The organism is Colwellia sp. RE-S-Sl-9 (assembly GCF_048296855.1).
Lineage (GTDB): Bacteria > Pseudomonadota > Gammaproteobacteria > Enterobacterales > Alteromonadaceae > Pseudocolwellia.
Genome location: NZ_CP182631.1, coordinates 880263 through 906437, shown reverse-complemented (window position 1 = coordinate 906437; position 26175 = coordinate 880263). Strand labels below are relative to the sequence as shown.

Genomic DNA, 26175 nt, shown 5'->3' with positions numbered 1-26175 from the left:
ACTTCATCTCGGGTTAATGAATGTTAGCCAATTCATTTAAAAGCTCTACTTAACAAATGCTTCTCTAGCAGCTATTTCCCCTAATTTCTACGTTAAATTTACTTGCAATAGACCAGTTGTTGACGCGAAATTTGCCTTGAATTAAGAAAAACTATAAAGCTAAAGGCTAAATAAAATTATTTTTATATTTCAATCCGCTAAGTATCTCTTAAACCCAGTTTAGAACATCTATTAATATTAGAAAAATAAAGAAAAGCATGAGAAAGAGAAGGGTAATAAAAAACGCCTAATGCAGAACATTAAGCGTTTTTAGTGAAATAAACTGTATTTATTTCAAATGATGGATATTGTTAACTAGTCTTGAGATAAACTATAAACATAAGCGCTAATTACGTGAACTTTTTCTTCACCTAAAATATTAACCCAAGCTGGCATAACACCTGCTCGGCCATTTTTAATAGATTGTTCTATAACACGCTGAGAGCCGCCATATAACCAGATATTGTCAGTAAGGTTAGGTGCGCCTAATGGTATTCCCATAGCTAAACTACCTTTACCTTCAGGGCCATGACAAGCCGCACACATTTGAAACTTAGGTTTACCTGCTGAAGCAAGGGTAGGGTCAACTTCTCTGCCACTTAAACTCATTACATAAGCAGCAACTTCTTTAACGCCTTTATCGCCGCCAAGAGCTGTTTCCCATGCCATCATACCGTTAGCTTTTCTACCGTGTAAAATAGTGGTTTTAATTGCTTCCGGTGAGCCACCGTATAACCAGTCTTTATCTGCTAGATTAGGAAAGCCTGTTGTACCACGAGCATCAGAACCATGACATTGTGAACAGTTTTGTAAAAATAAACGTTGTCCAACTTTTAATGCTTCTTTATCAGCAGCTAGCTCTTCAATGCTGCGCGCAGCGTAAGCTTCAAAAATAGGACCATATTTTTCATCAGCAGCATGTATTTCACGATCGTATTGTACTAAAACGTTTGAACCTTCTTTTAAATATTCAGCTGTTTTAGCTTTAGATTCTTCTAGGTTTAATATGCCTTGGTTAGAGCTTTTCCAGCCTAATAAACCTTCCCAATTCCCTAACCCAGGGTAAAGAAGTAAGTAGCCAAAGCCCCAAATAATGGTAGCTAAGAAAAATGTACTCCACCATTTAGGAAGAGGGTTGTTTAATTCTTCGATGCCATCAAAAGTGTGTCCCATTGACTCACCTTCAGGAACACCAGCAAAGTTCTTTAAACACATACGTAAAATAAGGTACATAAATACCAACGTGCCTAGGGAAAGAACTGTAACCCATATACTCCAAAAGCTAGACATTAGTTTTTGTCTCCTGCTTGTTTACTTTCAACATTTTGGTTCGATACATTTGTTTTTACGTCGTCTTCTTCAAAAATAGAATTTGCAGCATCATCAAATGCTGATTTCCTTTTTTTGCTGTAAGACCAAACCACTATGATGATAAATAGTGCCAAAATTAGTAGGGCAAAAGCCCCTCGAAGCGTTCCGTAATCCATACTATTATCTCAACGCATGGCCAAGAGATTGAAGATACGCAACAAGTGCATCTATCTCTTTTTTGCCTTTAACAGCCGCTTTCGCATTGGCTATTTCTTCAGGAGTATAAAGAGGAATAGCATTACCATTTTCATCTTTATGGCTACGGTTTCTTGTTAAAAAGTTAAATGTTTCTAATTTTTTAGCGGTTAAATTACCATCTAAGTAATTTTCATCTAACCATTTAAAGCTTGGCATGTTTGATTCTGGAACAACTGAACGAGGATCAATTAAATGCGCTTTGTGCCAGTCATCACTATAACGTTGACCAACACGAGCTAGATCTGGTCCTGTTCTTTTTGAACCCCATAAAAATGGATGTTCCCATACAGATTCACCTGCAACAGAATAATGTCCGTAACGTTCTGTTTCTGCACGAAGAGGGCGGATCATTTGGCTATGACATACGTTACAACCTTCACGGATGTAAATGTCTCTACCTTCCATTTCAAGCGCAGTATAAGCTCTTAAGTTATCAACAGGTGTTGTTGTCGCTTTTTGGAAAAATAACGGTGTGATTTCAACTAGACCACCGATACTAATTGCCATAATAGTGAAGATAAAGAAGCGACCAACGTTTTTTTCTAAACTTTCATGTTTGTTTTTCATTACTGCCTCCTTATGCCATTTCTATTTTTTTAAGACTGTTATCTGGTGCGTAGATTGTTTTAATCATGTTGAAAATCATTAAACCAAAACCTGCTACCACTAAAACACCGCCAACAAAACGAATAAAGTAGAATGGGTATGAAGCGGTTAAGCTTTCAACAAAACTATACGTCAATGTACCGTCAGCATTTACAGCACGCCACATCAAGCCTTGCATTACACCAGAAATCCACATAGCTACAATATAAAGAACAATACCTGTAGTGTGCATCCAGAAATGAATGTTGATTAAACGAATACTGTACATACGGCCTTGATTAAATAACACTGGAATTAGGTGATACATAGCACCAATAGATACCATAGCAACCCAGCCTAAAGCACCTGAATGTACGTGGCCTATAGTCCAGTCGGTGTAATGAGAAAGTGCGTTAACTGATTTAATTGCCATCATAGGACCTTCAAACGTAGACATACCGTAGAAAGATAATGAAACAATTAAGAAACGAAGAATAGGATCGTGACGAAGTTTATGCCACGCGCCTGATAACGTCATAATACCGTTTATCATTCCACCCCATGAAGGTAAGAATAAAACGATAGACATAACCATACCAACTGATTGAGCCCAATCAGGTAAAGCTGTGTAATGAAGATGATGTGGACCAGCCCAAATATATAACGAAACTAAAGCCCAAAAATGCACGATAGATAAACGGTAAGAATAAACAGGACGCTCAGCTTGTTTAGGAACAAAGTAGTACATCATACCTAGGAAACCAGCGGTTAATAAGAATCCAACGGCATTATGTCCGTACCACCATTGCATCATCGCATCGATAGCACCAGAGTATATGGAATAAGATTTCATCATGGATACAGGAATAACCATGCTGTTACCAATATGTAAAACAGCAACTGTTAATATGAAACCACCAAAAAACCAGTTAGCTACATAAATATGAGACGTTGTTCGTTTAACTACCGTACCGAAAAATACAGTGGCATACGAAACCCAAACAACAGCAATTAAAATATCAATCGGCCATTCTAATTCGGCATATTCTTTACTACTGGTGTAACCCATAGGTAAAGTAATAATGGCTAATATAATAACTGCTTGCCAGCCCCAAAAAGTAAAAGGTACAAGTTTTCCACCAAATAAGGCTACTTTACAGGTTCTCTGCACTACGTAATACGAAGTGGCAAATAAGGCGCTAGTACCAAATGCAAAAATTACAGCATTGGTATGAAGAGGGCGTAAACGGGAGTATGTAAGCCAAGGCGTCTCAAAATTTAAAGCTGGCCAAATTAATTGCGCAGCGATAAGAACACCTATTAATGTACCTACGAATCCCCAGATGACAGTCATAACAGTAAATTGACGAACAACATTCATGTTGTAATCAACTGTCGACGTATTACTTTGACTCATGTTTTGGTTCCACATTTAAATTATTAATTATTTTGACGTTTCTTATCATGTATAAATAAAATATTACGTACTTCTAACTAGTATTTATAGACTAGAAATGAGAATTTACACAATCCATAGAAAACTGGGCGAAATGATAGACATTTAATCGACTAATGTCATTACTCAAAGGTTGAAATATTGTTCTAAATCATAAAAAAAACGATTGACGATTAAAAACAAGGCTAAAATAGCGTAAATTATTAATTATAGTGATAATAAGTAGTAAGAATTTTGATTAAAATTAAAACAATTCCATTTGTATTAGTATTTCTCGTATTTTGTTTTTTTGGTTGTGAACAAAATAAAAAAGCAAAAATAGAGATGAGAGAACTTAAGTGTATTTCAACTCAAACACCTTGTTTGATCAAATCACCTTCAGGTAATTTTTCTGTTTTATTTAATATTGAACCTGTAGTTACCGAAAACCCTTTCGATATTGTTTTGATTTCAGAAAGCAAATACTCGATTCAAAAAGTATCTGCTTACATGGAAGGGAAAAATATGTTTATGGGGAAAATCCCTTTATTTTTTGAACTTAAGTTAGCGGAAAATGAGCCTTATTACCAAGGGCAAAAAATGCGTTATGTGGCGAATACTATGCTGGGAAGTTGCAGTGAAGAGAACATGCGTTGGATAATATTATTTGAAGTTATATTAGATACCCCCCAAGGGAAAAATATTATTGAACGTTTTTCTGTTGAATTTGATAGTGTGCAAGCTTTTAATGAACAATAGTGATTTACTGACACGGTGATATTTTTATTGTAACGCGTAACGTGTGGTTTTTATTTTTATGTGAGTAAACATAACGTGCAAAATTCTAGAAAATTTATTATTGAAAAAGATAAAAACGAATATCGACTTTTGTTTTCTGCAATGGCAAGTCCTTGTGAAGTATTAATGGAAATTCCTAGTGCATTACATACATCTAAAAAAATAGATGAATTGGTGAATAAATTAGCAAAAGTGATCACCGATGAAGTTTGGAGAATTGAAGACAAATACAGCCGATACGACTCTCGTAGTGTTTGTAGCCTTATTAATAATAGTAAAGGGCAAACTGTGTCAATTGATCAAGAAACATATTTATTGCTGAACTTTGCTCATGTTTGTTACGAACTGAGTGATGGGTTATTTGATATTACATCAGGTATTTTACGTAAAGTATGGACATTCAATGGCAGTGATAATATTCCTGATAAAGCACAGGTTGAAGCTATTTTACCTTTTATTGGTTGGAATAAAGTTAAGGTTAGTCAACAAGCTATTACGTTGCCAAACGGCATGGAGATTGATTTTGGTGGTATAGGTAAAGAATACGCAGTAGATCGTTGTATTCTTTTAGCTAAAGAAATAACAGAATATCCTATTTTAATTAATTTGGGGGGAGACTTAGCTGCTACAAAACCGAGAGAGAATAATAAGCCTTGGGTTATTGGTGTCGAACATCCCGGTTTTGAGAATAAAACTAATATGGTGGTTTCGCTATATCAAGGCGCATTAGCAACCAGTGGTAATGCTAAGCGTTTTTTATTAAAAGATGGTGTGCGTTATAGCCATATTCTTAATGCTAAAACGGGTTGGTCAATTATTAATGCTCCTCGATCAATCACAGTTTCTTCCGAGCAATGTGTACAGGCAGGTATTTTAGCAACATTATCTTTATTACAAGGCGAAAATGCAGAAGCTTATTTAGATGATCAGGAAGTAAAATATTGGGCTGTAAGGTAAAAATTTAATATAAAAAAACGCCATTTAAAAATTAAATGGCGTTTTGTTCAAATCTAGTATGAATGACTAGTAATTAAAACCAACATGTTGATGGATACGAACAATAAGTTGTTCTTTATCTTTAACAAAGTCTAATTTTTTTGCTAAGAGTTCTAGTGTATCTTCAACTTGGTTTAAAAACTTACCATAACCGTGAGACGTTCTGTCTGCTTTAGTGGCAACAAATACAAATTGAATTTTATCAACCAGTTTGTCAGCATTCCACTTACAAGTATAACCACACGCATCATGTTCAGGATTGTAGCCTAAGTTAATGAGTTCACCATTTGTAGCAACAAACTCTTCATCTGTAACTCTTACAATTGGTACTAAACCATTGGCAATTACAGCCCCGTTGTTTAAATTAAACTGTTTAGCTGAGCTTATAAATGCATCAGCAATTAAGCTATAAAGTGCGTTATAGTTTTCATTATCTAATTCTTTTTTATCAACCAGTTGCTTAATTCTACGGTTAAAGCGAATATCTGCTACAGCGTAAGTTAATGCGCTATCGTTTTCAGGTAGCACAACGTCATCAGTTAAATATCTTTTACTTAATGGTCTAAGCTTGTGTACTTGTAAGCCTTCGTCGCCTTTTTCTTTAGAGAAAAGATCAAAGGTTAAGTGCTGGTGATCACATACGCGGAATTGCTCTTTTCCAATTCCCGTTTTTTCTGCAAATTGGGTTACTGCTTTTAATACTTTTCTATGGAATTTAGCCGAATCTTGACGAATATCTGAACCATTCGATAAAAATACTAATGTTATTTTTTTCGCTCTTTTACTACCATCGAAATAAGCATGCTCACTTTGGTGATATAATGAGTTATATAAAAATAGTATTTGTTGATTAGTTTGCGCTGTTATCTTTTCAGGGCTAAATCGTACACGAGTAAATTTATCGTTACCGACAAATTGACCACTTTCAATGTGTAATTCTTCGTTAATATCAAAAAAGATTTTTGAAAGTTTTTTATAAAAAGACAAGTAAGGTTGATCTGAATCTTTCTCTGACGCATCAGAAAATTTAGCAATAAGTTCATCGGTTACATAAAACTTAGCTAATAAATACTGGTTCTCACGAGCAGACGATGGAATAAATGCTTTGTGTTGTGCATTTCTCATTCGAGATGAAGACATTTAAAAATCCCTTAAGTTATTTCATTAGTTCGATTATAAGAAATCATTATGGCTAATTTATTACAAATAATATTTGTTTTAAATCAACCTTAGATTTTACTGTTGTTTGTTTGCCTATTTATAATTCAAAACAGGACTTATACCTATTCCATTAATTTTATTGGTTATTTTTATTATTAAAATAGCGCTGTTTATTAACAGAATTTGTATTACATAAATTTATTATTATGTTTATTCACCAAAAGAGTCTTACTCAAATAATGAATTTCTATGTGAATATAATACTTCATTTTTATGACTGTACTATTACAACCTAATGTTTATACCCAATTTAAATCACTATGTATATAGTGGTTTATAAAATACCGTTATTATGAATATAAATTAAAACATATATGTATATAATAATGTTTTTCTTTATAAAACCACTTCTACTTTTATGTTTATTACTCAAATTATTGATATTCTTAACAGTAAAAAATTGAATAATGTGTGGTTTTTCCTTATCAGTTATTAGCATTTTTCTGATTGTATTTCCGTAAATATCCTTTTAAGAAAGTAGGTGAGTTTGGTTGTTTAATAGATTGGGGGGATTTTAAGCTTCATCATGTTTATGGCTAATACTCGTTACGCTAATGTCGTATAAAGACACGAACTGCCATTGAATATTTAAGTTATAAAGCGCCATGCCATATATTTTGTCATCTTTCTTATTTTGTTTATAAGCAGGTCTCGGATCTTGTTCTAGTATCTGGCGTATAAATGTTTCTAGTTCTGGGTACTTTTTGTTTAAAATTTGTAGGGAGTGTTTAGCCTCATCATTAAAGCTAATAGAAATTGTTTTTTTAGGTGTTTCTTGTGCGTAACTTGCCTGCGCGTCAACAATAGCGTCAGAATAAGGAATGTAAGGTTTTATATCGAGAACAGGAGTGCCGTCTAATAAGTCGAGTCCTGAGATATTCAGTATGACGCTTTTAGCTTGTGTGGTGTTTTCTGGATTATTAATTACTTCAATGCTGTCGAGTTTAACAACAGACATACCAATAGGATTAGGCCTGAAAGTAGAGCGTGTAGCCAAAGCGCCTATTTTAGCATTACCGCCCAAGCGTGGTGGTCTCACTAAAGATTTCCAGCCTTGAGCTTGTGTGCCATGAAAAACAAATATCACCCATATATGACTGAAAGCTTCTAATCCCCGAACAAGTTCTACGGTATTTGCATCGCCTAAAAGCGTAATACTCCCTTTAGCCGAATTGACTAAACCGGGTTGTCGAGGTATAGCAAACTTTTCTTTATAAGGAGAGGAAACCTTGCCAATGTAATTTAACGCTATGCTGTCTGGCATGTTTTTAATTCGTAGAAGTAGGTTTTAAGTAATAAGCTTGTCCATAACAAACTGTTGTAGCAATACATTGTTTTGCTGTACTGCCACCAGTAAGCATAGTGCAACCACTGAATACAATTGCGTTAGCTTTTAGTTCACTGGCTTTTTTTCTCGCGTCTGTGCGTGCAATAATTTCGTTTGGTTTTGCATGATGTGCTTTAAGTTGACAATCTTCACCTTCAACTACACCTAGGTATTTATGTGGACCAGTAATATCAGCAGCAGACGCATAGATTTTAACTTTTGATGGCGCAAAGTAGTTAGTAAAGTTTTCAGCATCTAAATTTGTACTTGTATCAAATTTACTACTACAGCTTGTTAACAATGATAAGGCGAGTATGGTTAAAAGAGTGTTTTTCATTGCATTTCCATTTAGTTTTTTGACAATACTAGTTGTAAAGACAAGTAAGGCGAACATAAGTTCGCCTTTATAAATTATCTAATCTAAATAATGATTAAGTATTAGGTTTACTTAACTCGCATACCAGGTTGAGCGCCATCTTCTGGATTGAGTATCCATAAGTCTTCACCGCCAGGTCCTGCTGCTAATACCATGCCTTCAGACAGTCCAAAACGCATTTTACGAGGAGCAAGGTTAGCAACCATAACTGTTAATTTACCAATAAGATCTTCAGGCTGATAAGCTGATTTTATCCCCGCGAATACTTGGCGAGTTTCACCACCTTCAACTGAATCTAAAGCAAGTTCTAGTCTTAATAGTTTATCGGCTTTTTCAACATGTTCAGCTTTAACAATTTTAGCAATACGTAAGTCAATTTTAGCAAAGTCGTCAAAACTAATTTCAGGAGAAATAGGATCTGAAGCAAGTGGGTTGTTGAAATCCATTTTAGGTTTTTCAACCGCTGCAGGTTTTTTCTTTTTCTCTTTTGCTGGTTTAGCTGCTTCTTCTTTCGCCGCTAGGTTATCTTTCGATGCATCTGTCATGGCATTGATTTTGTCCATATCAACACGTTGTAATAAGGCTTTAAACTTATTAATTTTGTGATTCGTTAATAAAACTTTATGACCTTCCCAAAGTAACTCATCGTTTAAAAATGCTTCAGTGCTTTCTGCAAGCTTAGGTAGAACCGGTTTTAAGTAGATCATTAACGTACGGAACATGTTAATACCAAGCGAACAAATATCTTGTACTTCTTGCTGCTTAGTTTCGTCTTTAACTAACTGCCATGGTTCTTTTATCGCAATATATTCATTAACTTTATCGGCTAATGCCATTATTTCACGCATAGCACGGCTAAAGTCACGATTTTCGTAATGTTGGGCAATACTGTCACCAGCATTCATTACTTCGTCAGCTAACGCTTGATCATCAATATTGGTTGATAACATGCCGTCGAAACGTTTAGATATAAAACTAGCACAACGAGAAGCGATGTTGACGACTTTACCAACTAAGTCAGAATTTACACGCTGTGCAAAATCTTCTAGGTTTAAATCTAAGTCATCAATACGGCTGGTTAATTTAGCCGCGTAGTAATAACGTAAGTACTCAGGGTTTAAATGTTCTAAATAAGTACGACCTTTGATAAAGGTGCCTTTTGATTTAGACATTTTAGCGCCATTAACGGTAACAAAACCATGAGCAAAAACAGAAGTAGGTTTACGGTAACCAGCGCCTTCTAGCATGGCAGGCCAAAATAGGCTATGGAAATAGATGATGTCTTTACCAATAAAATGATAAAGCTCAGCATCAGAATCTTTATTCCAAAAGCTATCAAAGTCGATGTTTGATCTATTACATAAGTTTTTAAAGCTACCCATGTAACCAATAGGTGCGTCTAACCAAACGTAAAAGTATTTACCAGGAGCATTTGGAATTTCAAAACCAAAGTATGGAGCATCACGACTGATATCCCATTGATTAAGCCCAGACTCAAACCATTCAGCAAGTTTGTTGGCCATTTCTTCTTGTAGCGCGCCACTACGCGTCCAGTTTTGTAGCATTTCTTCAAACGCTGGTAAATCAAAAAAGTAATGTTCTGAATCTTTTAATACCGGAGTTGCGCCTGATACAACAGAACGAGGGTTAATAACATCAGTAGGTGAGTAAGTAGCACCACAGTTATCACAGCTATCGCCGTTTTCGTCTTCGCTTTTACATTTAGGACAAGTGCCTTTAATAAAGCGATCAGGTAAAAACATACCTTTTTCCGGATCATATAATTGCGAAATAACACGTGTTTTTATATGGCCATTGGCATGTAATGTATTGTAAATCTCATGAGCAAAGGTTTCATTCTCTTCACTGTGAGTTGAATGGTAGTTGTCGAAGCTGATATAAAAACCAGCAAAGTCAGCCATATGTTCTTCACGCACACCTGCAATCATTTCTTCAGGTGTTACACCTAGCTCTTGTGCTTTAAGCATGATTGGTGTGCCATGTGCATCATCAGCACAAACGAAATAAGTTTCGTGACCACGCATTCGTTGAAAACGTACCCAAATATCTGTTTGAATATGTTCAAGTAAATGGCCTAAATGGATAGAACCATTGGCGTAAGGTAGGGCACATGTTGCTAATATTTTTCGTTTTTCAGTCGTTAGCTGAGATGACTTTGATTCAGACATATAAAGTTTACATATTTAAGGTGGTAATTATGGGGAGAATGGTACAGAATTTACAGATACTTTTCATTAATAATTCTCGCTAAGTGACCAATTAATTAATCTTATTGGTATTAGTTCGATAAAGTGTCTGAAAACCATGTTCTCTAAGTTTTTTTCTAGTAAAACCGTACCTCAAGAATCGCAAGATTTGATTATGAGTTTTTTAACTGAATACCACAGCGATTCTTTTCCTGATGGAATACTTAAAATTAGCTCGGTTCCTCATATTGTTTTAGTTGATGGTTGTATCGTTATTAACGTTGATTTACCTTTTCCTTGTGATGGTGAATTAGATGAGATGAGTGACGCATTAACTGAGTTGCTTAATCAAACCACTATTATTAAACCTGATTATCAAATTAAACCCGTTAGACAACATTCCTTAAAAGGTATCAGTAATATTATTGCGGTTACCTCAGGTAAAGGTGGTGTGGGTAAATCTACAACAGCCGTTAATCTTGCTTATGCACTAATTGCAGAGGGAAGCACTGTGGGGATTTTAGATGCCGATATTTACGGGCCGTCACTTCCTACCATGCTGGGATTGAAAGGGCAGCAACCTTCGTCGAGCAATGGTAAATCAATAATGCCACTTAACGCTAATGGTCTTACGGCTATGTCGGTAGGTTTTTTGGTGGGAGATGAAGATGCAACGGTTTGGCGTGGCCCAATGGCAAGTAGAGCCTTTAGCCAATTATTAAATGAAACCTTATGGCCAGAGCTTGATTATCTTATTGTCGATATGCCACCTGGTACAGGTGATATTCAATTAACTTTGTCGCAAAGTGTGCCTGTTGCCGCGGCTATTGTGGTTACAACGCCTCAAGATATAGCGCTAACAGATGCTATCAAAGGCATTACTATGTTTGATAAAGTTAAAGTACCGGTATTAGGTTTAGTTGAGAACATGAGTTACCACGTATGTGAAAACTGTGGTCATCAATCACATCTTTTTGGTGAAAATGGTGGTGTACATACCGCAAAAGATAAAAACATTCCCCTTTTAGGTCAACTTCCTTTAAATATTCAAATAAGACAAGATGCAGATAATGGTAACTCATCGGTTTTACAAAATAGCACTAGCGATATAACCCTGTTATACCGTAAACTAGCGCGCAATGTAGCAGCTGAGTTGTTTTATCAACTTGATGCAAGAAGCCCGAATACAGCAGATATATGTTTTAGCGACGAATAATTTTTAGATAACAGACATATAACTGCCACATAATTATAGAAGAAAAAAAGTATGAGACTGTCTGATAAAGATATAGAACAATCTATTAACGATGGAAAAATTTGTATTGATCCAATGCCTGATGTTTCAATGATCTCAGGGGTAAGTGTTGATATTAGACTAGGCAACGAATTTAGAGTTTTTAAAGAACATACAGCCCCCTATATTGATTTAAGTGGTCCTAAAGCTGAAATGCAAGAAGCTATGAACTCGGTAATGAGTGACGAAATTCATATTGCAGATGGTGATGCTTTTTTCTTACACCCCGGTGAACTTGCTTTAGCAGTAACGTATGAGTCAGTTACTTTACCTGATGATATTGTAGGCTGGTTAGATGGTCGTTCGTCATTAGCGCGTTTAGGGTTAATGGTACACGTTACAGCACATCGAATTGATCCCGGCTGGTCAGGTCAAATCGTTTTAGAGTTTTATAATAGCGGTAAATTACCTTTAGCTTTACGTCCTAAAATGAAAATAGCAGCATTAAACTTTGAAACGATGTCGAGCAGTGCGTTACGTCCATACAATAAAAGAGATGATGCTAAATATAAAGGTCAGAAGGGGGCTGTGGCGAGTCGTATTAGTCAAGACGATACTTCTGAATAATTAACTTTTATCATATTTTATTACTTGTTTTGTTAGGTGTTTCTTGAAATTAGCATTTAAAATATTAGGACTGCTCATTATTACTAGTATGATTTTTATTAGTATTGTGAGCTTTCTTGCACTGCAATCCCAACCTCAATTTAAAAACTACAATGCTGTTAATGTGCAAGCGGCTACCCAAAGCAAAGCGGCAGCGAAACGTTTTATAGACTCTTTAAAAAATAAGAAACAGCCTGTTTTATTGTCTTTATCTCAAACTGAAATTAATGGTTTGAATGCCTTGCTAAATCGAGCTTTTCCACAAATTTCATCTGATGTTATTATTCTAAATGAAGCAGCTAAAATTAAGGTGTCGATTGAATTGCCTTTTCCTAAGACATTTAAATATTTGAATATTTCTGGTGATCTGCATCCTTCTAATAACGGTATAAATCTCGGCGATGTTAATGTAGGTGGCTTAACATTTTCAGGTAATCAACTGGTATCTTTTAGCCGTTGGTTTGTTGATTGGTTTATACAAGATAAGCTAGGAACAAATTTAGTTTCTATGGTGCAATGGGTTAAGCTAAACGATCAACATATACGTACAAGCTTATTTATTCCACAAGAAATGAATGAGTTAAATAAAAGTTCTTCGGCACTTTTTGCCTTAAGAGATAACCTTGCTCTTTTTGGTGATGTACCTAAAATAAAATTTTATCATCATGCTTTAGCTGAGCATTTAGATCAGCTAGAAAACCCAGCCAGTAAAAATAGAAAACTCGCTTACTACATTCAGTTTATGTTTACGTTAGCACATCAGCAAACATCTGTAGCGAACACCAGCCAATCACAAAGTAAAAAGCGTGCGGTACAAGAAAACTACTCAGCGTTAATGGCGTTGGCTCTTTATTTTGGTTCTGACACTTTTGAATTACTTGTTGGCGATGTTTCAAATTTAAATGAAGCACAAATAAGGAAACGAAACTTTTTAAGAAATAAAGTGACTTTACGTAACCGTATAGACTTACAAAAACACTTTATTTATTCTGTTGCTTTACAATTGTTTGGCAATAGCTCAGCAAGTGATGCCATTGGTGAAATAAAAGAATTCCTAGACAGTAACCCCGGTGGTAGTGGTTTCAGCTTTGCAGACTTAATGGCTGATAGGGCTGGAACTCGTTTAGCTAAACTAGCAACAACGTCAGAGGCATCAGCACTTCGATTACAAAAACTATTCAGTAAAAATATTGAAGAAAGTGACTTCATGCCTGAAATTCATGGCATACCAGAAGGTATTTCAGCGGATACATTCAATCTTGATTACCGAGATGTTGATTCAATAGAATATAAAAAAATGATTTCGGTTCTTGATGAACGGTTAGCAGAATTAACTTTGTACGATTAGATTGTGATATACCCATTACCACTCAAGGTCCCACTGAAACCGGCATCTTGAAGGGTTCGCGTATAACTATAAAAATCATTCTTAACATTGTCTATTTATTTAAAATATGGTGTCTTTTGATTGTTAACATTAATATGTAAACTTAGGTGTATAAAATATTCCTAATACCTTAGCTAGTTAACCTCAGCTCGGGATAAGCAAAGTTACTCAACAAGCTATTTTTATGCCTAACTTCGTTGAATTTATGACTAATAGCCTGCTATTAGATAGAAAAATTCGCCTTGTTATACACAAAAATATCAATGTTGAGAGACTAATATAGCTTAAGAAAATAACGATATATATTAAATTGTTGATAAGTAATAGCTTTAATTCATTCACTAACATTCATTAACCCGAGTTGAGGTTAATTAATTAGATTGAAGCACTGGAATAAGAATGAGTAAGATCTTAATGAAAATCCTAGGTTAGCTTGGGAAATGTTTTTCTGTAATAGCTATTTCATTGATGAGTGAAATGGCTATAAATATGAGTTGTAATATAAATGAGTGATATAAATAAAACAGCAAGCCACTTAATTGTGGACTGGGGTACGACAAATTTTCGTGCGTTTGTAATGAATGCAAAGGGTAAGATGCTAGATAAAAAAGAATTACCTATGGGCTTGTTACAAGTTGATGACGGTAATTTTGCTAAAGCATTAAAAAGTGTTTTAAATGGCTGGATTGAACATTTTGAATTATTGCCTATTTATATGGCTGGTATGGTTGGATCTCAATTAGGTTGGGTTAACGTAGAATATGCAAGCACTTCGATTGACGAAGCAGGCTTACTTAAAAAAGCACATCGTTTTGATTTACCGTGGGGACCACAAGCGGTCATTATTCCAGGAGTAAGCCATCAATCTGAAACAGGCGCTTATGATGTAATGCGTGGTGAAGAAGTTCAACTTTTTGGTTTAGCCAAAATAGTTAAACAAAGCTCTTTAGATGCTATTTTACCTGGTACACACAGCAAACATGCTAATTTTATTAATGGTAAAATGACGAGTTTTTCATCATTCATGACAGGCGAGCTGTTTTCAGTTATTTCAAAATATACCATCTTAGGTAAAGGTTTACCGGAACAGGTTGATAGCCAAGTCGCTTTTACTCGAGGCGTAAAAGAAGGGCAGTTAACCAATAGTTTAACGAGTACCTTATTTGCTGCAAGAACACACAGATTATTTAATAATATTGAAGAAAATGAAGTATTAGATTATTTATCAGGTTTATTAATTGGTAACGAATTAAAAAGTTTGAAGAATAACCACGTATTTTTAGTGGGTGGTAAAAGTTTGTGTGAAAGATACAAAACAGCTTGTACCGAACTCTCAATATTTTCAACTTATATCAGTGGTGACGAGTGTTTTCTTGCTGGTATGGCAGATTTAATCACCGTTTTAAATGAAGGTTAAAATAATGACTAAAGGTTACAAACTTGAAGAGCATCTTCCCTTAATAGCCATCATTCGTGGCGTATTACCTGAAAACGTCGTGCGCATTGGCCAAATCTTAATTGATGAAGGCTTTACAATGATTGAAGTGCCATTAAATAGCCCTGATCCATTAGTCAGTATTAAAAAGCTAGTTGACGCTTTTGGTGATAAATATCTTATTGGTGCTGGTACGGTTACTACGCCACAAAAAGCTAAAGACGTAATTGCGACAGGCGCTAACTTAGTGGTTACACCTAATATGAATACAGAAGTAATTAAACTTTCTGTTGCTGCTGGCTGTGCAACTTTTCCAGGTATAGTTACACCAACTGAAGCATTTGATGCCATAGCTGCTGGCGCAACAGGCATTAAGTTATTTCCTGTTTCAGCTTTAGGTTTAGATGGTTACAAAGCATTAAAATCTGTATTACCTCCCGAAACACTTTCTTTCCCTGTTGGCGGAATTGATCCTACTGTAGAAAGTATGAAACCTTTATTAGATATTGGTGCTAACGGTTTTGGTTTAGGTTCATCTTTATATAAACCTAATATGACAGATGAGCAAGTACGTGCAAATGCAAAGCAATTTGTTGAAACATTTAAAAGTCTCACCTCTAAATAATTGAACTATGGTCTGTTGAGATTTGCTGATTGTTTTTACATCAGCGTTAGCCTTTTATACAAGGCAGAGGATATGTTTCTATTCTACTCTAATAGGCGATAATGTTGTATAAATGGCAAATAAACGCTGTTCTACAGATCCGTTTAAATGCTTGTTGCTCATTGTTGCAATGAATTTACATAGCACAACTATGCTAGATCCCTTGCGCCGCGAGCAACAAGTATTTAATTCAAACAAAATTTAAACATGAAAGATCAACAGACTCTAGTTAAAACTAAGTAACCTATTTGTAATCATTTTATTTAATAGTCGTTGCGCTTGTAAAAGGTTATTCCTGCTGCAATCTATTATTAAATATCGCTGCTCCAGAAATTACGATTGTTGTGGTTTTATCAAATTCTACATTTAGATACTGTTTACTTTAATTGTACTCGTCCTTTGGGGCAGTCGAGCAATACTTGCATTGTGGGATTACGACCATCTAAATTTTCAACGATAATTTCCAGTCCCAAGATATTAAAGAGTGTTTCGAGTTCATCTGATTGAGAGCTAATCACCATTAATGAATGAAACTCACAACCTATTGGAGATGTAGCGGCTGGATGTGGCGATCGTTTATCCCATTGAATGAAGAATGGAGAACCATTAATTACAGGATCCTTAATGGTCATCGAAGTCCACATCAAGGTATCTCCGTTTGGTAAAGTACGTCCTCCTGGTTTTAGATCTGTTGTATGGTAACCATGTTTTTGAAGCCAACTTTTAGTCGTCTTAATATCTTTTGTTGAAACAGCAAAGCGCATAGGAGTCGCATGATCAAAAGGTAAAAGCCACTCTGCTAACTTGGGTACTTTGTTTTTTTCTTGAGGTGCTAACACCTCTAAGTATGTTTGCGGGCCAAGTGATATTAGAGAGTTTTGAGTTCCTCCAGGGTGCAATCCACCAAAGACGGTATCAACTCCAGTTATGTCCTTAATTTGCTTGCTTCCTTTATTTAGATCAGAAGCAGCAACAACAATATGATCTATACGCAGACTACCGTTATCCTTTATTTTGTCAGAATAACTCTGTGCCATCACAGAACAAACCGTAAAACTATTTAACATAAATGTTAATAACACTATCAGATTACTTCTTGACATAATTATCACCTTTTATATACGAAATTTAAACGCCCCAAAATTATCGTTTATTGAGAACGATTATATACCCGTTACCAATCAAGAGGCTATTTCAGAGCACTTGAGCGATATCAATTCAAGGCAATGCTTTGTAATAATGGTCGTTCCCTTATAAAAAGCACTACGAAGGGGATATATACTAAACACATCAAGTTAATATGTCACTTTACAAATCTGGGAGGCTTTAGTAACACTTATTATTGATGGTAACTATTCTATGTGGTTGCTTTGAAACTCCGCTGTTCACTATATGAATACCATCTTTTGGTATTTCTAATTCGATTATTTCAATATCGTCATTATATTTAACTTTCTGAATGGTCGCTTTCATCGGAGAACGATACAGTCTATTAAATACTGTGTGGAAATATTCATCCAGCATGAGGACTTGCTCCAGAAATTTACGGTACGCTAGTTAAAAGATCAAAACATATAAATTATGTGAAAGTTATTTAGGTGGCTCAAGGTCTTAATGCCCATCAATAACATAATATCCCCGTTGTTATTCAATATGCAGGTTATAGTTGCAACTCATATCTTTATATAGCAAGGGGATAAAATAATAGTGAGTAAAAGTTTGAAGCACGCACATTTGGCTTTATCAATAGCCACCGTATTAAATATCCCTTTTGTTGGCTATGCCGCACAAGAATCAAAAGATAATGCATTAGAAGTGATTGAAGTGCTAGGACAAGCAAATAATTCCCAAGGCTTATCAGTTAAAGATGCCGCTATTGATGGCCCATTTGGTGATAACTTAGCGCTAAAAGATATCGCACGTTCTGTTACGCCTATTTCCAGTGAGTTAATTGAGCAACTTAACATTACGACATTACAAGATGTTTTAGCGGTTAGCCCAAACACATACTCGGCTAGTGGCTTTGGTGCGCCAAGTTTACCGACTATTCGTGGTCAGTTAGGTGAACTGTTTCAAGACGGAACTCGACGTCAAGCAGGTAACAATGGTTTTGGTGTACCGTTATCATTTAACTCGGTAGAACAAATAGATGTAGTGAAAGGTGCTCCACCGGTGTTATTCGGCTCAAGCCAACGTAATGGTGGTTTTGTTAATTTACATTCTAAAACCGCTTCAACAGATGAAAGCAAAGGCAAAGTTAATTTATCGGCAGCACGTTGGGATCAATATCGAGCGCAAGTTGATTACACGGGCGCTATTATTAAAGATAAAGTCGGCTTTAGAATAAGTGCTGAACATATAGATAACGGCAGTTTTTATGATTACGCGGGTATGGAAAGCGACAGCTTATATGCTGCATTACGTATTTTACCTGACGATAAAAGTAGCTGGGATATAAACTTTGAATTATTCCAAGTTGAATTTACCGACAACGCGGGCATTAATCGCCCAACACAAGCCTTGATTGACAATGGTTTGTACATTACAGGTCAAGGCGTTCAAAGCAATGGCAGTACTGTACCAGCAGCAGGTTCAATTGTTTCTCCAACAGGGCAAGTTAAATTAGATAGAAGCACGGTATTAACAGATCCAGACAATCAAAACGAAGCCACTACCTATTTATTACACAGTGTTTATAAACGTGAACTGACTCCAAGCTTGTTGCTTAAAAACACAACGTATTTTCAACACTTACAACGTGAAGAAATTTCACAAAACAGTTTTGTTGAAATTATCGATGGCGCAGATACTGCACAAAATAGAACAGAACTTAGTTATTTATGGAATAGCGATCAGCAAACTATTTTTGCTTTAGATGTGCGCTACAACAAAGTATTAGGTTACAGTCAATTTACAACTGAAGCTGATTCACCTATTGATTTAACGGGCCCCATTTCAAATCGTCGTATTCCTTTAACCGCAGAACAACAAGCGCGTTTAGTTGAGCTTCGCCCCGGTGTTTTTGTTTCACCAGGTGCGCAATACGATACGAATAACGATGGTACGGGCGACTTTAATTTGTCAGATACTACCGATTCACGCTCTATACAAACAGGTTTAGCCATTCAACACGATTCAGACTGGACTACTAATTTACATACTACTGTTGGCTACCGCGCAGACTTTTATGATGTTAAAGCAAGTGATCCTATAGCACCAGAAGGTCAAGTTGCAGCAAGCGACAGCATTCATGAAGTATTACATTCAGCGCATTTAAGCTTTAATTATACGCTTACCAGCGACTTTACTGCTTATGGTACAGCGAGTTATAACGAAGCGACATCAAACAGTATGGCAGGTGGTACCGCATTAGGTGGTGGTAACATTATTAGTGAGCAAAATTTTGCTACTGAAAATACGTTAGTTGAAGTTGGTTTGAAATACGCGCCCACTGATAGCGATTGGTATGCTGATGGCGCTGTATTTAGTCAACGTCGTAGTTTACGTAATAGAGACGGTAGTAATACCGGTATTCGTACACAAGGTTTTGAAAGCCAAGTGTTTTACGATGCTTATCCTTATTGGATAAGTGCAGGTTACAGCTATATTGATGCAAGTTACGACAATTCAGCAAGCAGCCAAGACTCTGCTCAAATAGCCGATGCGTTTGATAATTCACGTCCAGACATTATTGCAGGTACAAGTGTTGGTGCACCAAGCTTTACTTCTTTTGCTCCGTCGAATAGGCAAGTACAAGGTATTCCTGAGCAATCTTTTAGTGTTAATGGCCAATATTCAATTAGTGCGCAATGGCAAGCGGGTTTCTCTGGTCTATATACCAAGAGTTATCCATTAGACTTTTTAGCAACGGTTAATATTAGAGATCAATACACCCTAAACGTTAATACCAGCTATACCTTTACGCCAAGTACAAAATTACGTTTTGACGTAAATAACGTGACTAATCAAAAGAATTGGCGTCCAGTATTTGAAGGCGGTTACTTTGGCGCAACCTTAGTATTTCCTGAATTACCCATTAACGCCAAGTTAACCCTTACTCATTCTTTCTAAAAGTACGGGTATATAACAACAAGTTTTAAAAACACACTTTAAAGATAAAGCGTTTAATTTTAAGCGCTTTCATAAAGTATTTAAAAGAGACAAATATGATTAAAAAATTATTGTTATTAGTGATCGCAGCTGTTGCTGTTGGTCTGTTTTTTCATTTCAATTTACATCAATTGCTGACACTGGAAGGCTTGAAAGATTCAATGGCTCAGTTTAGCCAATGGCGTGAGCAATCACCGGTGTTGGTTATTGGTGGTTTCTTTTTATTGTATGTACTAGTTACTGCACTGTCTTTACCTGGTGCTACTATTTTAACGTTAGCGGCGGGAGCTTTATTTGGTTTAGTTGAGGGGTTATTACTTGCTTCTTTTGCTTCAACCATAGGTGCTACATTAGCATTTTTAGTATCGCGTTACTTACTTCGTGACTCTATCAAGCAAAAATTTCCTGAGCGTTTAGCCGCGATTGACAAAGGTGTAGAGAAAGAAGGTGCATTTTATTTATTTACTTTACGCTTAGTACCCGTTTTTCCATTCTTTTTAATAAACCTATTAATGGGCGTTACGTCTATCAAGTCATGGACTTATTATTGGGTAAGCCAAGTGGGTATGTTGGCAGGTACTTTTGTATTTGTTAATGCAGGCACTCAGCTTGCACAAATTGAAAGTTTGTCGGGTATTTTATCTTTCAACTTAATTTTATCGTTCGCTTTATTAGGTATTTTTCCTCTCATTGCAAAAGGAATCATTAACATGTTTAAAAAACGTCGCGTATACAAAAATTATTCAAAACCTAAAAAATTCGACCGTAACATGATTGTGATTGGTGCTGGTGCTGGTGGCTTAGTAACAAGTTATATTGCTGCTGCAGTAAAAGCCAAAGTTACCCTTATTGAAGCTGGAGAAATGGGGGGTGATTGTTTAAATTACGGTTGTGTTCCAAGTAAAGCGATTATCAAAAGTGCAAAAGTAGCAGAACAAATTCGTCATGGTGAGCATTACGGTTTAGAAAATGCGACTCCACAGTTCTCATTTAAAAAAGTGATGGCGCGTGTTCATAAAGTGATTGCAGACATTGCACCACACGACAGTGTTGAACGTTACACAAATTTAGGTGTAGAAGTGGTTAAAGGCTACGGTAAGTTAATTGACCCGTGGACGGTTGAAATTAAACTGAATGATGGTGGCATACAAACATTAACAGCGCGTACTATTGTTATTGCGACAGGCGCACGTCCATTTATTCCGCCTTTACCAGGTATTGAAGAAACAGGTTATGTAACCAGTGATACATTATGGAGCAAGTTTGCTGAAATGGACGAAGCACCTAAAAAACTTGTTGTTTTAGGTGGTGGGCCAATTGGTAGTGAATTAGCACAAAGTTTTTCTCGTTTAGGTTCGAACGTTACACAAATCGAAATGGCAGAGCGCATCATGATCAAAGAAGATCTTGAAGTGTCTACCTTTGCACACGAAGCATTAACTGAAAGTGGCGTTAACATTTTAACTTCGCATCAAGCATTACGTTGTGAAGCTCGCGATGGTAAGAAATTTATTATTGTTAAATGCCTGTCAAATAACGAAGGAAAGGATAAAGAAGTAGAAATTGAATACGACGAGTTATTATGTGCCGTAGGTCGTAGTGCACGTCTTAAAGGTTACGGACTTGAAGAATTAGGTATCGAAACTAACCGCACCGTTGTTACCAACGAATACTTAGAAACCTTATACCCTAATATTTTTGCAGCAGGTGACATTGTGGGTCCTTACCAGTTTACCCATGTTGCAGCGCATCAAGGTTGGTACGCAGCAGTTAACGGTTTATTTGGTCATCTTAAAAAGTTCAAAGTGGATTATCGTGTAATTCCATGGACAACATTTATTGACCCTGAAGTAGCGCGTGTTGGACTTAATGAACAAGATGCTATTGATAAAGGTATTGATTATGAAATTACACGTTTTGAATTTGAAGAATTAGATCGCGCCATAACAGACAGCGCAACCAAAGGTTTCATCAAAGTGATTACACCTAAAGGCAAAGACAAAATATTAGGTGTAACGGTAGTGTCTGAACATGCGGGTGATTTAATTGCTGAATTTGTTTTAGCCATGAAACATGGTTTAGGTTTAAACAAAATATTAGGAACTATTCATAGTTACCCAACGTGGGCAGAAGGCAACAAGTATGCGGCAGGCGAGTGGAAAAGAGCGCATGCACCAGAAACCGTATTAAATTGGCTTGAAAAATATCACACATGGCGTCGAGGTTAATATGTTTAAAGGTTCTTTTAAAACACTATTATTAGGTTCTACTTTACTTGCTGCATCGTTTGTTAGTTATGCTGAAAACATGCACAAGGTATGGGATCAGTTGGTAAATCAAAACGTAGTGGCTATTAATAATGGCCATAGTACCGTTGTTAATTATGCGGCTATGCAAGCGCAACACAGCGAATTAACTACGTATTTAAAGATGTTGTCGGCAGTAAGCCAAAATGAATTTGACGGTTGGGGAAAAACAAAACAACTGGCGTTTTTAATTAATGCTTACAATGCGTGGACTGTCGAGCTGATTGTAACAAATCTATCTAAAGACGGTTCAGACCTTAAATCAATAAAAGATTTAGGCGGATTTTTTAGTTCGCCATGGAGTAAAAAGTTTATTCCGTTATTAGGGGAAACACGTAGTTTAGACAATATTGAACACGACTTAATTCGTGGCGCGGTTAACGAAGAAGGTAAGCCAAAGTATAACGACCCTCGTATTCATTTTGCGGTAAACTGTGCGAGTATTGGTTGTCCTGCATTGCGTGAAGAGGCTTACACTGCTGATAAATTATTACAGCAGCTTGAGCAACAAACTGTACGTTTTTTGTCGGATACCACACGTAATTTTGCGCAGAGTTTTTCATTAAGTTTATCGTCAATTTTTAAATGGTACGGCGAGGATTTTGAAAAAGGTTATAACAACACGCATTCGTTAGAGGAGTTTATGTTGCAGTATCCTGAAGCACTTAATTTAACGCCTGTTCAACAAAAAGCCCTTAAAGAGGGTGATATGAAAATACAGTTTTTAAAATATAACTGGGATCTAAATGCACAACATTAAGTGTTGGCAAGCTTTAACGCGATACTGCTTTTGTAGTGTCGCGTTTTGCTTTTGTATTAACTTGTTTTCTACTGTGTTATTTAACACCGCCTTTGCTTATTCAGTTGAACCACAAAACGATATAAGCCAAATAAGTGAAATAAACCTAAAAGAACACTGGCAACAAATTGAAAAAAAAGGAAGAAACCAAAACGTATACTTTCATGCGTGGGGCGGAGACCCACAAATAAATGCCTACATACAGTGGGTTGCACAACAGGTTAAAGCGCAATACCAGATCACTTTACATCATGTTAAGTTAACGGATACCAGTGAAGCGGTTAGCCGAGTTTTAGCTGAAAAATCGGCAAATAATCATAATCAAGGCAATGTTGATTTGGTGTGGATCAACGGTGCTAACTTTGCCACCATGGCTCAGCACTCATTATTATTAAAAGGTTGGGCAGATAAACAGCCTAATTTTATTTACACAGATCCTGAATATAATCCTGCAGTAACACTAGACTTTGGTGTACCAACGCAAGGTATGGAATCCCCCTGGGGACAAGCATCACTCACTTTTTATTACGACCAGTTGGCGTCAAATAATCCGCCTCGCAGTTTGTATGAATTACTTCGTTGGAGTAAGAAAAATCCCGGACGCTTTAGCTATCCTAAACCCCCTGATTTTTTAGGCATGAGTTTTCTAAAATATGCGTTGGTGGTGTTACATCAACAAAACAGCTTATTAGCTCAAAATCAACTTTATTCACAAGCAACAGCCCAAAATACAGAACAAACATTAAAGCCTTTGTGGGCGTTTTTAGATGAACTTCACCCCAATTTATGGCGTAAAGGTAAGCACTTTATGCAAAGTGGTGTAGAAATGCGTCGTTTAGTGGATGATACTGAGTTGAGTTTAGCGTTTACCTTTTCTGGGCCAGAAGTTCCTGCAGCCGTAAAGCGTTACGATTTACCTTATAGCATTCGTAGTTATGCAATGGACGATGGCAGTTTAAGTAATACGCATTTTGTCGCAATACCTTATAACGCTAGCCATCAGCAAGGTGCACAACTTGTCGCTAACTTTTTATTAAGCCCAAAAGCTCAAGCGTATAAACAACAAGCGAATATTTGGGGCGATCGCAGCGTACTTATTTCATCAACATTAAATAGCGAACAACAAGCCTTGTTTAAAACACAAAAACCTCACCCAAGTGCGCTACCTTTTAACAGCATAAAAAGTACCTTAAGCGAACCCCATCCCAGTTGGGTTGAAGCAATAACTCAAGGTTGGCAAACACGTTATGGGGTCACTCCATGACAGTCACTAACAAGGTGCAAGTTAACCAAACGCAGGGTGTCAATCATTCTACCGATTGGTTTACGCGTGTGGCTACCTTTAGCCCTAAGTTTTTATTGCTGCTTTTAATTGTTCCTGTATTTGGTGGTTTAATTGGCGTGTTATTACCAGCATTTGGCTGGGCGCCTGCACTTAATCAGTACAGCGTAGGGCTACAAGGGTTCAACGCGCTTTGGCAAACGTTAGGTCTTACTCAAATGATAAGCTTAAGTATTGCTACCGGATTAATAAGCACCGTACTCGCTTTTGTTATTACTCTGATGATCTTAGCGGCATTTTTTAACAGTGTTTGGCTTGACCGTATTCAACAAATCTTGAGTCCTATTTTAGTTATTCCTCATGCGGCAGCAGCGATTGCGGTAGGCTTTTTAATTGCGCCATCGGGTATGGTTTCTCGTTTGTTTTCTCCGTGGCTAAGTGGTTGGGAGTTAGCACCTCATGGTATTTTCCCTCACGACCCTTATGGCATTAGTATTATGTTAGGTTTAACGTTAAAAGAGTTACCGTTTTTGTTGCTTATGGCCTTAGGTGCATTGGCTCAACCCGAGTTAGGGAAAAAATTACGCCAACAACATAAAGTGGCACTTAATTTAGGTTATTGCCCAATAACAGCGTTTTTTAAAGTGGTATTACCGAGTTTATATCCGTTGTTACGTTTACCTCTTTTAGCGGTATTAGCTTATGCCAGCTCAAGTGTAGAAATGCCGTTAATTTTAGGCCCTAATACACCACCAACACTTGCCGTTGCTATTATGCAGTGGTTCAACGATGTTGATTTAAATCTTCGTATAAAAGCTTCTGCTGGCGCGTTATTACAATTAGCATTAACAGGCGGATTATTAGTACTTTGGTTACTAGGTGAAAAAACGGTTAAGTACTTATTTTGTGAATCGTTAACCAATGGTAAACGTGAATACGGCGGTACTTATTGGCAAATCATTACTGCAATTGTGACCACCTTAGTTATTGTGTTTATTGCACTAGCGCTAGTGGGATTAGTTTTATGGTCAGTTGCTGGCTTTTGGCGCTTTCCTGCCACATTGCCAGACTCGTTCACGTTAATTCATTGGCAAAGTGCCGTGATGCAAATAGGCGAACCTTTATTCAACTCGTTACTGATTGGTATTATAACGACGTTACTGGCTATTGCGTTAACACTGCTTTGTTTAGAATATGAACAAATAAAAGGTAAGTTACTTTCGCGTTTTACCAGCTTAATTATTTATATTCCTTTACTTGTGCCTAGTATCGCTTTTTTATTTGGACTTGTGTGGATACAGCAATTAATCACAGTGCAGGTAAGTTTTATTAGTTATATTAACGTGATTATCGCGCACCTATTGTTTGTATTACCTTATGTGTTTTTATCGCTAGCGAGCAGCTACAGGCAATTAGATCCTCGTTTTGCTATTGTTGCCGCAAGCTTAGGTACAAAGCCTAGTAAAGTGTTTTTTAAAGTAAAACTACCACAATTATTTGTGCCTATTTTAATCGCATCAGCATTAGGTTTAGCGATTAGTTTTGGCCAATACTTACCAACATTATTGGCGGGAGGAGGACGTATTAGCACCATTACAACCGAAGCTATTGCACTTGCTAATGGCGCAAGCCGACGCACCAGCGCTGTATATGCACTTATGCAAATGTTATTACCGCTTATTGGTTTTATATTAGCGTGGGTTTTACCTAAGTTTATTTACAAAGCCGCACGTCGTTAA

21 protein-coding genes are annotated in these 26175 nt (G+C 36.5%); 12 read left to right on the top strand and 9 right to left on the bottom strand.

The genetic code is table 11. The features are described 5' to 3' along the window. Positions 1–354: 354 nt before the first annotated feature. The 4 genes from ccoP to ccoN are packed head-to-tail and all read right to left on the bottom strand — an operon-like array spanning position 355 to position 3610. Positions 355–1329, bottom strand: a complete 975-nt coding sequence (gene ccoP / locus ACM9HF_RS03915) for a cytochrome-c oxidase, cbb3-type subunit III (RefSeq protein WP_473614394.1) — start codon at positions 1327–1329, stop codon at positions 355–357. Then, positions 1329–1526: a cbb3-type cytochrome oxidase subunit 3 gene (locus ACM9HF_RS03910; RefSeq protein ID WP_077341783.1), complete on the bottom strand. Its 198-nt coding sequence runs from the start codon at positions 1524–1526 to the stop codon at positions 1329–1331. Before ACM9HF_RS03910 ends, ccoP begins: the two co-directional genes overlap by 1 nt. Before the next feature lie 4 nt (positions 1527–1530). Beyond that, entirely contained in the window at positions 1531–2175 is a 645-nt protein-coding gene (ccoO, locus tag ACM9HF_RS03905; RefSeq protein WP_076419112.1) for a cytochrome-c oxidase, cbb3-type subunit II, read from the bottom strand. Positions 2176–2185: 10 nt separating this feature from the next. After that, the gene (gene ccoN / locus ACM9HF_RS03900) at positions 2186–3610 is read right to left on the bottom strand and encodes a cytochrome-c oxidase, cbb3-type subunit I (protein ID WP_077341785.1); all 1425 of its coding nucleotides are present in this window, start codon (positions 3608–3610) and stop codon (positions 2186–2188) included. Between the two features lie 273 nt (positions 3611–3883). Between ccoN and ACM9HF_RS03895 the strand changes: the two genes are divergently transcribed. Both ACM9HF_RS03895 and ACM9HF_RS03890 read left to right on the top strand, forming a co-directional pair. Continuing rightward, complete coding sequence (locus tag ACM9HF_RS03895) at positions 3884–4387, top strand: hypothetical protein (RefSeq protein ID WP_473614393.1); 504 nt, start codon at positions 3884–3886, stop codon at positions 4385–4387. Positions 4388–4462: 75 nt separating this feature from the next. After that, complete coding sequence (locus ACM9HF_RS03890; RefSeq protein WP_473614392.1) at positions 4463–5383, top strand: FAD:protein FMN transferase; 921 nt, start codon at positions 4463–4465, stop codon at positions 5381–5383. Between the two features lie 66 nt (positions 5384–5449). Here the strand turns inward: ACM9HF_RS03890 and ACM9HF_RS03885 are convergent, their stop codons facing one another. From ACM9HF_RS03885 to metG, 4 genes are all read right to left on the bottom strand, one after another. Then, positions 5450–6562 carry a DUF3083 family protein gene (locus ACM9HF_RS03885; protein ID WP_473614391.1) on the bottom strand — a complete coding sequence of 371 codons (1113 nt, stop codon included), beginning with the start codon at positions 6560–6562 and terminating at the stop codon, positions 5450–5452. 595 nt (positions 6563–7157) lie between these two features. After that, positions 7158–7907, bottom strand: a complete 750-nt coding sequence (tsaA, locus tag ACM9HF_RS03880) for a tRNA (N6-threonylcarbamoyladenosine(37)-N6)-methyltransferase TrmO (RefSeq protein WP_473614390.1) — start codon at positions 7905–7907, stop codon at positions 7158–7160. A 4-nt stretch (positions 7908–7911) separates the two neighbouring features. After that, positions 7912–8307: an Rcs stress response system protein RcsF gene (gene rcsF, locus ACM9HF_RS03875; protein ID WP_441004050.1), complete on the bottom strand. Its 396-nt coding sequence runs from the start codon at positions 8305–8307 to the stop codon at positions 7912–7914. Positions 8308–8414: 107 nt separating this feature from the next. Further along, positions 8415–10535: a methionine--tRNA ligase gene (metG, locus tag ACM9HF_RS03870; protein WP_473614389.1), complete on the bottom strand. Its 2121-nt coding sequence runs from the start codon at positions 10533–10535 to the stop codon at positions 8415–8417. Between the two features lie 136 nt (positions 10536–10671). On the opposite strand from metG, the gene apbC reads away from it, so the two are divergent. From apbC to ACM9HF_RS03845, 5 genes are all read left to right on the top strand, one after another. Beyond that, positions 10672–11769, top strand: coding sequence for an iron-sulfur cluster carrier protein ApbC (gene apbC / locus ACM9HF_RS03865; RefSeq protein ID WP_473614388.1), 1098 nt, complete (start codon positions 10672–10674; stop codon positions 11767–11769). Positions 11770–11820: 51 nt separating this feature from the next. Next, the gene (dcd, locus tag ACM9HF_RS03860; RefSeq protein WP_473614387.1) at positions 11821–12414 is read left to right on the top strand and encodes a dCTP deaminase; all 594 of its coding nucleotides are present in this window, start codon (positions 11821–11823) and stop codon (positions 12412–12414) included. Positions 12415–12457: 43 nt separating this feature from the next. Next, positions 12458–13801: a hypothetical protein gene (locus ACM9HF_RS03855; RefSeq protein ID WP_473614386.1), complete on the top strand. Its 1344-nt coding sequence runs from the start codon at positions 12458–12460 to the stop codon at positions 13799–13801. Between the two features lie 544 nt (positions 13802–14345). Beyond that, on the top strand, positions 14346–15257 hold the full coding sequence (locus ACM9HF_RS03850) for a 2-dehydro-3-deoxygalactonokinase (protein ID WP_473614385.1): 912 nt from the start codon (positions 14346–14348) through the stop codon (positions 15255–15257). Between the two features lie 4 nt (positions 15258–15261). Further along, on the top strand, positions 15262–15900 hold the full coding sequence (locus ACM9HF_RS03845) for a 2-dehydro-3-deoxy-6-phosphogalactonate aldolase (protein ID WP_473614384.1): 639 nt from the start codon (positions 15262–15264) through the stop codon (positions 15898–15900). Positions 15901–16316: 416 nt separating this feature from the next. Here the strand turns inward: ACM9HF_RS03845 and ACM9HF_RS03840 are convergent, their stop codons facing one another. Beyond that, entirely contained in the window at positions 16317–17042 is a 726-nt protein-coding gene (locus ACM9HF_RS03840; RefSeq protein WP_473614383.1) for a VOC family protein, read from the bottom strand. A gap of 616 nt (positions 17043–17658) precedes the next feature. Between ACM9HF_RS03840 and ACM9HF_RS03835 the strand changes: the two genes are divergently transcribed. The 5 genes from ACM9HF_RS03835 (at position 17659) to ACM9HF_RS03815 (ending at position 26175) form a co-directional block, all read left to right on the top strand. Further along, on the top strand, positions 17659–20010 hold the full coding sequence (locus ACM9HF_RS03835; RefSeq protein ID WP_473618250.1) for a TonB-dependent receptor: 2352 nt from the start codon (positions 17659–17661) through the stop codon (positions 20008–20010). 95 nt (positions 20011–20105) lie between these two features. Beyond that, positions 20106–22277 carry a dihydrolipoyl dehydrogenase family protein gene (locus ACM9HF_RS03830; protein WP_473614382.1) on the top strand — a complete coding sequence of 724 codons (2172 nt, stop codon included), beginning with the start codon at positions 20106–20108 and terminating at the stop codon, positions 22275–22277. 1 nt (position 22278) lies between these two features. Next, the gene (locus tag ACM9HF_RS03825) at positions 22279–23115 is read left to right on the top strand and encodes a DUF547 domain-containing protein (protein WP_473614381.1); all 837 of its coding nucleotides are present in this window, start codon (positions 22279–22281) and stop codon (positions 23113–23115) included. Next, positions 23102–24418 (top strand): ABC transporter substrate-binding protein, encoded by a 1317-nt coding sequence (locus ACM9HF_RS03820; protein ID WP_473614380.1) that lies wholly within the window; start codon positions 23102–23104, stop codon positions 24416–24418. The genes ACM9HF_RS03825 and ACM9HF_RS03820 overlap by 14 nt, the downstream gene beginning before the upstream one ends. Beyond that, complete coding sequence (locus ACM9HF_RS03815; RefSeq protein ID WP_473614379.1) at positions 24415–26175, top strand: ABC transporter permease; 1761 nt, start codon at positions 24415–24417, stop codon at positions 26173–26175. The genes ACM9HF_RS03820 and ACM9HF_RS03815 overlap by 4 nt, the downstream gene beginning before the upstream one ends.